The sequence below is a fragment of the Streptomyces sp. NPDC030840 genome (assembly GCF_055572015.1).
The window spans coordinates 1-10,313 of the sequence record NZ_JBVIEE010000045.1; the positions used below are offsets into that span (position 1 = coordinate 1).

General features: G+C 70.6%; 9 protein-coding genes and 2 pseudogenes. 9 read left to right on the forward strand and 2 right to left on the reverse strand.

From position 1 onward, the window contains the following. The 5 genes and pseudogenes from ACZ49J_RS45260 to ACZ49J_RS45280 form a co-directional block, all read left to right on the forward strand. Window positions 1-485 (forward strand): annotated as a pseudogene (locus ACZ49J_RS45260) (hypothetical protein); the annotation flags it as partial. Next, window positions 460-1,128 carry a Mu transposase C-terminal domain-containing protein gene (locus tag ACZ49J_RS45265; protein WP_467457725.1) on the forward strand — a complete coding sequence of 223 codons (669 nt, stop codon included), beginning with the start codon at window positions 460-462 and terminating at the stop codon, window positions 1,126-1,128. The pseudogene ACZ49J_RS45260 and the gene ACZ49J_RS45265, both read left to right, overlap by 26 nt. Next, a complete protein-coding gene (locus ACZ49J_RS45270; RefSeq protein ID WP_467457724.1) occupies window positions 1,122-3,269 on the forward strand; it encodes a transposase family protein in 2,148 nt (715 codons plus the stop codon). The genes ACZ49J_RS45265 and ACZ49J_RS45270 overlap by 7 nt, the downstream gene beginning before the upstream one ends. Next, complete coding sequence (locus tag ACZ49J_RS45275; RefSeq protein ID WP_467457722.1) at window positions 3,263-4,297, forward strand: TniB family NTP-binding protein; 1,035 nt, start codon at window positions 3,263-3,265, stop codon at window positions 4,295-4,297. The genes ACZ49J_RS45270 and ACZ49J_RS45275 overlap by 7 nt, the downstream gene beginning before the upstream one ends. Window positions 4,298-4,374: 77 nt before the next feature. Further along, window positions 4,375-5,211: a TniQ family protein gene (locus ACZ49J_RS45280; protein ID WP_468352439.1), complete on the forward strand. Its 837-nt coding sequence runs from the start codon at window positions 4,375-4,377 to the stop codon at window positions 5,209-5,211. 503 nt (window positions 5,212-5,714) lie between these two features. Here ACZ49J_RS45280 and ACZ49J_RS45285 read toward each other — a convergent pair. Next, a complete protein-coding gene (locus ACZ49J_RS45285; protein ID WP_468352442.1) occupies window positions 5,715-6,593 on the reverse strand; it encodes an SDR family NAD(P)-dependent oxidoreductase in 879 nt (292 codons plus the stop codon). 51 nt (window positions 6,594-6,644) lie between these two features. On the opposite strand from ACZ49J_RS45285, the gene ACZ49J_RS45290 reads away from it, so the two are divergent. Continuing rightward, complete coding sequence (locus tag ACZ49J_RS45290) at window positions 6,645-7,295, forward strand: TetR/AcrR family transcriptional regulator (RefSeq protein ID WP_467457718.1); 651 nt, start codon at window positions 6,645-6,647, stop codon at window positions 7,293-7,295. A gap of 50 nt (window positions 7,296-7,345) precedes the next feature. Here ACZ49J_RS45290 and ACZ49J_RS45295 read toward each other — a convergent pair whose 3' ends face one another. Next, the gene (locus ACZ49J_RS45295; protein WP_467457716.1) at window positions 7,346-7,597 is read right to left on the reverse strand and encodes a hypothetical protein; all 252 of its coding nucleotides are present in this window, start codon (window positions 7,595-7,597) and stop codon (window positions 7,346-7,348) included. Here ACZ49J_RS45295 and ACZ49J_RS45300 point away from each other — a divergent pair. From ACZ49J_RS45300 to ACZ49J_RS45310, 3 genes and pseudogenes are all read left to right on the forward strand, one after another. After that, complete coding sequence (locus tag ACZ49J_RS45300; RefSeq protein WP_467457714.1) at window positions 7,596-8,876, forward strand: transposase; 1,281 nt, start codon at window positions 7,596-7,598, stop codon at window positions 8,874-8,876. The genes ACZ49J_RS45295 and ACZ49J_RS45300 overlap by 2 nt on opposite strands. 11 nt (window positions 8,877-8,887) lie before the next feature. Continuing rightward, on the forward strand, window positions 8,888-9,238 hold the full coding sequence (locus ACZ49J_RS45305) for a hypothetical protein (RefSeq protein WP_467457713.1): 351 nt from the start codon (window positions 8,888-8,890) through the stop codon (window positions 9,236-9,238). A 120-nt stretch (window positions 9,239-9,358) separates the two neighbouring features. Then, window positions 9,359-10,149: pseudogene (locus ACZ49J_RS45310) on the forward strand (IS5 family transposase). The last annotated feature ends 164 nt before the right edge of the window (window positions 10,150-10,313 follow it).

The following is a 10,313-nucleotide window of genomic DNA, read 5'->3' on the forward strand; positions in this document are numbered from 1 at the left end:
CGGCCGCGCTGGATGAGGCGAGCGGCTGCGTGCCGGCCGCCGTGCTGCACCCGGAGCAGGACGGGCCCGCCCAACTGTCGGTGCTGCTGGCCGAGATGGCCGTACCCCAGCCGCTGCGCCCGGGCTGGCCCGCCCTGCTGGAGCAGGCCCACGCGGGCGGGCCGGTGCGGCGGCTGATGTCCTTGCCCGATCGGATCAAGGCCACCGCGTCGCGTCCGGCGGCCGTGCCCGAGACACTCGTCCTCGGCCACAGAACGGCCGGCGTCACCTCGGCGCACCTGACCGTGTGCGAAAGCCTCGGCATCAGCCTGGAGCCGGCCCCGCCGAGGACGGCGGACGCCCGCCGAGGTGCGCTGCGCACGCTTCAGGAGCTCGCCGGCCTGTTCTCCCGGCCGGCGGCGGGCGGCCCGGCCGCCCGCCGCCGCGGGCAAGAACCGGGCGGACGTGGCGTACTGGAGCATGCCGCAGCTGCAGGACCTGCTTGACGAATGGATCACCGGCGTCTGGCACCAGCGCCCCCAGGAGCAGCTGCGGCATCCACTGCTGCCCCGGGCGGGGCTCGCCCCGCAGGAGATGTGGCAGGTGCTGCTGGGCGCGGCCGGGAGGATGCCGCTGCCGCTGGCCGGGCAGACTTACGGCGAACTGCTGCCGGCCCGCCGGTGCGCGGTGACCGAATCCGGCATTCTGCTGGGCGGGCGCCGCTACGACGATGCGTGCCTGGACGAACACCGCGGCCGCGGGGACCGGTTCGAGGTCCACCATCACCCCCACGACCCGCGGCAGGTCTTCGTCCGGCTGCCCGACGGCCAGCTCCACGCGGTGCCGTGGGCGCAGGGCGAGCATGCCTGGCGGCCCTTCGACGAACTGCTGCGGCGCCGCACCGGCGCCGTCCTCGCACACCGCGCCGCCGGTACCGGCGCGGGTGCGGATGTGGGTGCCGACTGCGGTACGCGGCCGGGCGGCAACCGGACCGGCCCCGCCCTCACCGCGGCGCAGCCCCGGGAGGCGGCTGCCCGGGGCGGGACCAGTGGCGGCGCGGTGCCCGACACCGGCGGCGCCCGCGGCACGTTTGTGGAGCCGGGCGGGTTCGAGGTGTATGACGCCGAGGCGGAGGCCGGACAGTGGTGAGCACCCCCGGCCGCCCGGTCCGCGCCGCGGCCGCCGCCCGGCGCCGGCAGGTCAAACTCGGGGCGTATGTGACATTCGAAGGCCGACCCTGGCAGGTGGCCGCCGTGGCCGGAGCCTCGGTACGCCTCGTCGACACCCGCGGGCAGACCGCCTCGGTCTTGTCCTCGTTCCGGTTCGCCGACCGAACCTTCGCGGTGGTGGACTGTCCCGTTCCCGCCGCGGCGCCGTGGGGCCTTTTGGAGGCGGTGCCCGAACGGGAGCGGGAACGGGCGATGGCCTGGCAGCGGCACATCCGCGAGATCGAGACCGGGCTGCCCGACGGGCCCGGCAGCACCGGCGTCCCCCGGCCCGAGTACGACCCTCAGCGCACCTCGATGGCCGAGCGGGAGCAGGCCAAGGCCGACGAACTCGCGCAGCTGGGCTGGCCGCGGGCCAGCCGGGCCACCGTGCGCCGCATGCGCGCCCGCTACCACACGGGCGGCGTCATGGGCCTGATCCGGCAGCGCAAGCCGTCGAGCGCGACCGGGCGTGCGGATGAGCGGGTGGTGGCCGCGGTCCTGGAAGCCCTGCGCCGCCAGCGCGGCCGCTCCACAGGCACCCTGAAGGGGCTGCGGGAGGTGACCGGGCAGATCCTGGCCGACACCCACGGGCCGGGCGCAGTGGCGCTGCCGGCGCCATCGACGTTCAACCGGCTGGTCCGGGTCCTGGCCGACCCGCTGGAGCACCCGGGCCGCCCCGCCCGCACCGCCACCACCGTGCCGGTGCGTCCCTTCACGCCGACGGTGGCACTGCGGCCCGGTGAGCTGGTGCAGGTCGACACCACCCGGCTGGACATCATGGCCATCGGCGAGGATGGAAAGCCGGTACGCCCAGAACTCACGATCGCTCTGGACGTGGCGACGAAGTCCGTGGTGGCGGCCGTGCTGCGCGAGGAAAGCACTCAGGCGGTAGACGCGGCCCTGCTGCTGGCGGAGATGGCCGTCCCCCACCCGGTGCGGCCCGGCTGGCCCGAACATCTGCGTCTGGCCCACGCCGCCGTCCCCTACGACCGCCTCCTCGCCCTGGACGCGCGCCTTGAGCAGGCCGCGGCAAGGCCGGTGGTGGTGCCCGAAACGATCGTCATCGACCGCGGGCGCGTTTTCCTCTCCGCCGCGTTCCTGGCCGCCTGCGAAACCCTCGGGGTGAGCGTGCAGCCCGCCCCGCCCCGCTCCCCCACCGCCAAGGGCGCCGTGGAGCGGACCTTCGGCAGCTTCAACACCCTTTTCGCGCAGCACGTCGCCGGCTACACCGGCTCCCACGTTCTCGAACGCGGCGAGACGGTTCAGGGCGAAGCCCGCTTCACCGTGGCCCAGTTGCAGGAATTGCTGGACGAGTGGATCACCGCGTGCTGGCAGCACCGCCCCCACGACGGACTGCGCCACCCCCTCCTGCCCAAAAAGGCCCTGGCCCCGGGCAAGATGTGGGCCGCGCTGCTGGGTGCGAGCGGCTACGTGCCGCTGCCCCTGACCGGAGCCGACTACACCGAACTGCTGCCGGTGCGCTTCCACCCGATCACCGGCCGCGGCATCCGCATCAACTACCGAACCTACGACCACACGGCGCTCAACGAGCACCGCGGACGGCCCTCGCCCACCGGGCCCGGTGGCAAGTGGGAGGTCCACCTCAACCCGCACGACGTGCGGCAGATCTACCTCCGCCTGCCCGACGGACACCTGCACGAGATCCCGTGGATCCACCGCGACCACGTCCACGCACCCATGAGCGAGACCACCTGGCGCCACATCCGCAACACCCTCGAGAAGCGCACCGAACGCGAGGCACACGAAACCGCCCTGGCCGAGACAGCCGACCAAATCCTGCGCCAGGCCCGGCCTGCCGCAACTCCGGGCACGCCCACCGAAACGACAACACCCCAGGCGGCGGGCGTCCGGGCAGCGCCGCACCGCAACACGGCCCACGCCGCGACCACGACTGAGGCTGAGGCTGAGGCTGAGGCTGAAGACAGCCTCGATGAACTCCAAGCCCGGGCCCGCGCCGAGGTCCGAGACGGCACCGGCGCCGACGACTCCGACGCACTCACGCTGCCGCAGAGTGGCGCGCTGGCGCTGTACGACGCTGACCAGGAGGCCGAACTGTGGTGACCCCTGCCCGCCCCTCGCCCGCGGACGACGGGGAGGCGACCGCGGGCACGGTGACGACGTTCGACGCCTTCGCCCGCTTCGCCCACGCCGTGCCCCCGACGCCTCCGCAGCCGGGCCAGGCACCGCGTACGCTGGAGGAACGCCTGGCCTACCACTCGCAGTTCGTCACCGTGCGCACCCCGGCCATCGAATCCCTGGCCCGCCAGGTCCGCACCCTGATGATCCTGGGCCGCCACCAGCAGGCCACCGCACGGCCGTCGCTGATCGTCACCGGTCCGGCCACCACCGGCAAGACCACCGCGCTGCTCCAGGTCGGCCGTACCTGCCACCTCGCCCACACCCGCCGCGCCTCCCCGGGCGACACCAGCGTGCCCGTCGCCTACGTGCTGGTGCCGCCCGGCGCCACCGCCAAGACCCTGGCCGCCGAGTTCGCCCGCTACCTCGGCATCCCCGTGGCCAGCCGCATGACAACCGCGCACATCACGACCGCCGTTTGCCACACCTACACCACGGCCGGCGTCAGGCTCGTGCTGATCGACGAGATCCACCGGCTCAATCCCCGCACCACCTCCGGCGCGGAGGCCGCCGACTGGCTCAAGGACCTCACCGAACGGGTGCCCGCCACCTTCGTCTACGCGGGCATCGACGTCACCGCCAGCGCCGTTTTCACTGGGCTGCGCGGCGCACAGCTGGCCGGACGCGCCTCGCTGATCGACTGCGGCGCACTGCCCGCCCGGACCGGCCACCGCGAGCCGTTCCGCGAGCTGATCGCCGCCCTGGAAGCGGCCCTCGACCTCACCGCACACCGCACCGGCAGCCTGCCCCGGCTCGCGCCTTACCTGCACGAACGGACCGCCGGACGCATCGGCAGCCTCTCACGCCTGATCCGCCAGGCCGCCATCGAAGCCATCCTTGACGGCACCGAGCGCATCACCAGAACGCTGCTGGACACCATCGCACTGGACCACCTCGCCGAAGAGCACTACCGGCCCCGCACCCCCGCCCGCCGCACCCGCCCCGGCCGGTGACCACCCCCACCCAGGCCCGCCCCGCGCCCGCAGTGCGAACCGCCACGATGTGGCCCAGCCCGCCCGGCGCGCTACACGTGCGGCCGCTGCCCCGCGAAAGCGCAGCCTCCTACCTCACCCGCCTCGCCGCCGCCTACCGCCTCTCCCCCGCCCACCTCCTCGACGGCCTGCACATCAACGCCACCTGCACCCCCGCCGCCCCACACACCACCGAACTCCACCTCAGCTGCGAAGCCGCCCGCCGTCTGGCCGCCTTCACCCGCATCCCGCCCGCCCACCTCGACCGCGCGCTGACCCGCCGTCCCCCGCCCGCATCCATCGCCACCACCCCCACCGCCACCGCCCGCTGGCAGCCACTCGCCCCCGCCGTGCAGCCACTGCCAGCCTGCACCACCTGCACCCTCCGCCGCCCACCCCACCACGCCGCCCCCGCGTGGATCCACCCGCCGCCCGACCTGCCCCGGGCCCTGATCTGCGCCCGCCACCAGCAAGCCTCCAGCGACCCCCGACAGCGCACCCCCCTCGACATCCGTGCCCTGCCCGAACTCACCCACGCCCACCCCACCCGCCAACCGCCCACCGCGGCCTACCTGAGCTGGGCCACCACGATCACCACCCGCTGGTACGACCACCATCAACACCTGCACCAGCGCTGGCGCACACGCCTCACCCAGCTCACCGCCGCCAACCCCCACCTCACCCACAGCCCGGCCTCCCCCACCCTGACCTGCCGGAACCTGATCACCTACCCCGAAACCCTCACCCTCGCCACCGCCCTCGACCGTCTCCCCCCGCGCCCCCTGACACGCACCCAGCAGACCGCCTTCCTCCACGACCTCGCCGGCCGCCTCCACCTGACCCGCCTCGCACCCGCCGACCACGACCTGCTCTGGCAACGCCTCACCACCCGCTGAACCACCCCCACACCGCCCCCCAGCCCTCGCACAGCCGACCAGCACCGCTACCTACAGACGCGCCAACCGCACTGAGCAAAAACCACCACCCCGCTCAGCACACTGAGCAACACCAGACAACCAGCTCAACCCACGTACCCCCCAGCCCCGGACACTCGGTTCCGCGTAAGCCTCACTGACTGACCAGAACTACCACCCAGTACAACTGAACAACAGCAGGCCACAAACAAGATCAATAAGCACACCACCAGCTACGCCATAGGAAATCCCGATGAGATTGATCTTGGTCTTCAGGCAGTCGCATATAGCAAAGTACGGGCGGCTGGGGGTGACACAAGGGGTGCTTGGCGGTGAAAGCCGTGACCCGTGGTCTGGCCGCGGGGCGACGCTCGTGCAGTGAGGCCGACGCCCGGAGAGCCCTCGCCCCGGGCCGGAGGGAAATTCATCCGTTGACCGCCAGCCCACCGGTGGCCGCACCACAGGGGACGGAGCTGTTCGTGGGGTTATCGTCGGCCGACGGCTCCCTTCGGGTAGTGGCGGCGCAGGTTGGCGGCGAGGACGCGGTCGAGCGTACGGTCGGACAGGAACCGGCCCAGGCTCATGATCAAGGCAGCATCCCGGCCAGCGGTGTAGCGGGTGCGCGGTCTGCGGGTTGTTACGGCCTTCGCGATCACCTGGGCGGCGGCGTCAGCGGTCAGGCCCGACGCGGTGCCCGAGGCCATCAACTTGTTATTCGCTTGGACCAGGCTGCCGTAGCGCTCGTCCTGCTCCGGCGTCATCTGGGCGGCCAGGTGGTTCGCTGTTGCGATCCCGCGGGCGGCGAACTCCGTGCGGACGCCGCCGGGCTCGACCACGACCACCTGTACGCCCAGCGGCGCGACCTCCCGGCGGAGTGAGTCGCTTACTGCCTCCAGGGCGAACTTCGCGCCGGCGTAAGCGCCGTATGTTGCCATGGCGTACTTGCCGCCGACCGAGCTGATGTTGATCACGCGGCCCTTGCTGCGCAGCAGGGCGGGCAGGAGCGCCTGAATGACGGCGATGTGGCCGAACAAGTTGACTTCGAACGCCTGCCGCCACTGCGCCATCGGCAGGACTTCGACCGGGGCGTTCACCTGGACGCCGGCGTTGTTTACGAGCGCGTGCAGCGCGCGCGGGTCTTCGGCGACCCGCGCGGCGAGTGCCTCCACGTGCTCGGACTTGGTGATGTCGAGGATGACGGGCTCGATGCCGGCGGATCGGATGGCGTCGGCGTCACGGTCGCGTCGCACGCCGGCCAGCACGTGGAAGCCCCGACGAGCCAGTTCGCGGGCGGCTGCCGCGCCCATGCCCGTGGAGGCTCCGGTCACGACGATCAGCCTCTGCGTTTCAGATGACGTTGTCACCTTAGTTACGCTACCAGCACAGATGACACTGTCAACTGTATGATGCAGGTCATGGCCACTCGTGCGGAATCCGCCGCCCTCACCCGCCGCGCTCTGCTCGACGCGGCCGCCGACCTCCTCGGCCTCGGCGGCCCCGAAGCCGTCACCCTGCGCGAGGTGAGCGCGCGGGCAGGCGTGACACGGGGAGCCCCGTACCGGCACTTCACGGGCAAGGACAGCCTGCTGACCGCCCTCGCGACCGAGAGCTGGGAACGGATCGCCGACCAGGTCCACACCCTGCGGACCGATCCGGCCCTGTCGGACTCCGACAAGCTGCGCGGCGCTCTCCGCGTCCTCATCGGCGTCGGCCGGGACCAGCCTCACCTGTACCAGATGTTGTTCAGGCGCCACGGACACCGTCCTGAGGAACTTGGCGAAGGACTCGATCGCGTCCGACGCCAGCTGTGCGCACCGGCGGGCGACCCGGCCGCAGACCGCATCCGCGCGGCCGGACGCTTCCAGGAAGAGTTCCTGATCATCGTCACCGACCTCGTCGGGGAGCGGAACGCCCGGCACTACGGCGCCCTGCTGCTCGCCAGCGCCCACGGCATCGCTGACATGGAACTCACCGGCCACCTCAGCACAGACAGCTTGCGCACCACCTCCGACGAGCTCGTCGACACCCTCGTCCGCATGGTCACGGACGCCGGCGAAACGACATAGCAACGCCCACGCCCCGTCGAGGGCAGGCGACCGCTGCAGGGGTCACTGTTTCAGGTCTCTGGCCAGCGGGTTCGCCTGATGTCGACGCCAAGAAGGTCCAGCAGATGCAACTGGACGCCGCGGGTGATCGCCACGACGGGTGGATGGGTGGCACTGCCGATTCGCACTGTCAGCTCCCCAAGGTGGTAGAAGACCATGCGGCCGGTCGGACGCACCCGTCGGCCGTCCGGATACAGGCCCGCCATCTTCTCGTCGCCACCCAGCGCGCGCCGCACCTGCCGCTCGATCAGGCAGAAGACCATGCAGCGCCAGGCAGATGACCTGGATCAGGGCGGCAGCGCGGCGGTTGCTCTGCACGAACAGGGGGGTAACGGCCAGCGGGCCCTTGAAGTCGGAGTACCGGCGCTCGACCGCACCCTGCCCCTTGTGGGTGCGGACGCAGATGTCTACGAGGCCTTCAGGGGCTGGAGCCTGCCGAAGCCGCACATGGTGCCTTTGCATGCGCTTCAGGGAACGCTCTTCGTCCTGGAGGCTCCGAGCCTCGAGACCAAGGACGCTTTGGTGCGGTTCCTCCAGGGCATGGTGGGCCAGCCGCTGAAGGCGGGACGTACTCCGGGTGAGGACCTGACGTTGGGCCAGGTCGGAGTTCTAGCCGATCTTGTCGGCGAGTGGGAAGACGACCAGATTCGCGACGTGGAGCTTGGCGATATCAGAGCCGTTGTGGGTATGAGTGAGGTGAAGATCAGCCGGAGAGGGCTGGCCACCGCGCAGGTGTTCCTCTTGGTCGATGCCGAGTACAGCGGCTGGCGGATCGACGAGGACGGAACTCTGCTGGCTCACTCATCGAGCCTCCCGCAAATCCTGGTGCGGGATGTGCTCAGCTTCACCCTCGATGGCGGCGCGGTCACCCGTGCCCGGTCCGAGACTGGTCAGGCCATGGCGTCCCGAGCCGATAGCCACGCCTACAGCGAACCGTCGGATGCGCTCTTCGAGCTCATCGACACCCTCACAGTGATCCCGGGCGCTAACGCCCTGGCCGCCGCCGAACAGACCCGCGGCAGTCTCGCCGGAGCGGCCATACACACCGGCCACGGGGCCCAGTACACCAGCCGGGCCTTCGCCGACGCCAGCCGTCAAGCCGGTGTCCGCCAGTCCATGAGCGCGGTCGGCTCCAGCGCGGACAACGCACTCGCCGAGTCCTTCAACGCGACGTTCAAACGCGAGACGCTCCCGGGCCGCACGACCTGGCCCAGTGAACGCGAGGCCCGCCTCGACGCGTTCCGCTGGCTCAACCGCTACAACACCCGACGCCGTCACTCCAGCCTCGGACACCGCAGTCCCATCGCCTACGAAACAGCGTCCCGAACAACATCAACTACGCTGACACCAGCCGCAAAACCCGTCCAGGATTCGGGGTCAAGGCCCGAACCGTCCGTTGACACATATCGAAAGAGTGGAGCGCATGGCCATGTTGACGCGAATGCAGGAATTCCACGGCCTGCCGGTTGTCGACTTCCCCGCCTCGGAACCGGATCCGCGGGACGCCGCCGAGCTACCGGCACCCGAGTAGGTGGCCTGTGAGGATCAGTGTGATGCACCCCTACTACGGAGACAACTGGGAGGTGGTCTTCACCCGGTTCCTCGCCACCGTCCCCGCCGCCCGGGTACGTGCCCTGATCGTGGGTTGCTGGGGGGATCCCGACGACGGTTCGGAGGAGGTGATCGCGCTCCTGGTGTCGAAGCGTGAGCAATTGCCCGCCCTGCGCGCGCTGTTCCTCGGCAACGTCGACGACGAGTATGCGTACCAGCGCGGGTGGACCAATGAAATGTTCATGACCTCCCGCATCATCCAGGGCGAAGTGACCCCGCTGCTGGACGCCTTCACCGAGCTGGAGGAATTCGGCGTACGCGGCGAGACGGACCTGAGAGGGCGTTTGATCTAGCCGAGTTGCCGCTTATACCCTAGTAACAGCGGCTAACACAATGAGGTGGATTGCTCCTGGTTGCCGTGTCCGGGGCGGTAGTTGAACGTTCGGTCCGTTGTGGGGACGTCACCGTGGATCGTGTCGGATGAGCTGTGGGATCACCTGGAGCCGCTGCTGCCGCAGCGTGAGCGCAGGTTCCGGTATCCAGGCCGCAAGCCGTTGCCGGACAGGGACGTGCTGTGCGGGATCTTGTACGTGCTGCACACCGGGATCCAGTGGGAGTACCTGCCGCAGGACCTCGGCTTCGGCTCGGGCATGACGTGCTGGCGCCGTCTGCGGGACTGGAACGAGGCCGGCGTGTGGCAGCGGCTGCACGAGGTCCTGCTGGCCGAGCTGAACGCGGCGTCCCGGCTGGACTGGTCCCGCTGCGTGGTCGACTCCTCCCACGTCAGAGCGCTAAAAGGGGGATCCACACGGGCCCCTCGCCGGTCGACCGAGGCCGGGCCGGCTCGAAACACCACCTGATCACCGACGGGCACGGCACCCCGCTCGCGGTCCTGCTGACCGGCGGCAACCGCAACGACGTCACCCAACTCCTGCCCTTGCTCGACGCGATCCCGCCGGTCCGCGGCCGGGTCGGACGGCCCCGCCGCAAGCCGGACTCGCTGTTTGCTGACCGCGGCTACGACCACGACATGTACCGCGACCAGGTCCGCGCCCGCGGCATCGTGCCCGCGATCGCCCGCCGCGGCACCCTGCACGGCACCGGACTGGGCACCTACCGCTGGGTGGTCGAGCGAAGTTTTGCGTGGCTGCACGGCTTCCGACGTCTGCGCATCCGATGGGAACGGCGAGCCGACATCCACGAAGCGTTCCTCAAACTCGCCTGCTGCCTCATCACCCACCGACAACTCGGCTCATTGTGTTAGCCGTTGTTACTGACCTTCAAAGCATGATGTCGGCAGGGGCTGACGGTCCTTGATCCCTGCGGTATGCCGACTGCATGAGGTATGCGCAAGGGGGCGGGCTGACCGGCGAGCGACGGGCCTTTCGCGAGAGGCTGAGGATGGAGGCGGCTGAGCGGTTCGCCCTG

What these genes read in the sequence shown, in the direction of transcription:
- ACZ49J_RS45265 (WP_467457725.1), top strand. Translation starts at nt 460, where the DNA reads ATGCCGCAGCTGCAGGACCTGCTTGACGAATGGATCACCGGCGTCTGG.
- ACZ49J_RS45290 (WP_467457718.1), top strand. Translation starts at nt 6,645, where the DNA reads ATGGCCACTCGTGCGGAATCCGCCGCCCTCACCCGCCGCGCTCTGCTC.
- ACZ49J_RS45300 (WP_467457714.1), top strand. Translation starts at nt 7,596, where the DNA reads ATGCAGCGCCAGGCAGATGACCTGGATCAGGGCGGCAGCGCGGCGGTT.
- ACZ49J_RS45295 (WP_467457716.1), bottom strand. Translation starts at nt 7,597, where the DNA reads ATGGTCTTCTGCCTGATCGAGCGGCAGGTGCGGCGCGCGCTGGGTGGC.
- ACZ49J_RS45305 (WP_467457713.1), top strand. Translation starts at nt 8,888, where the DNA reads ATGCACCCCTACTACGGAGACAACTGGGAGGTGGTCTTCACCCGGTTC.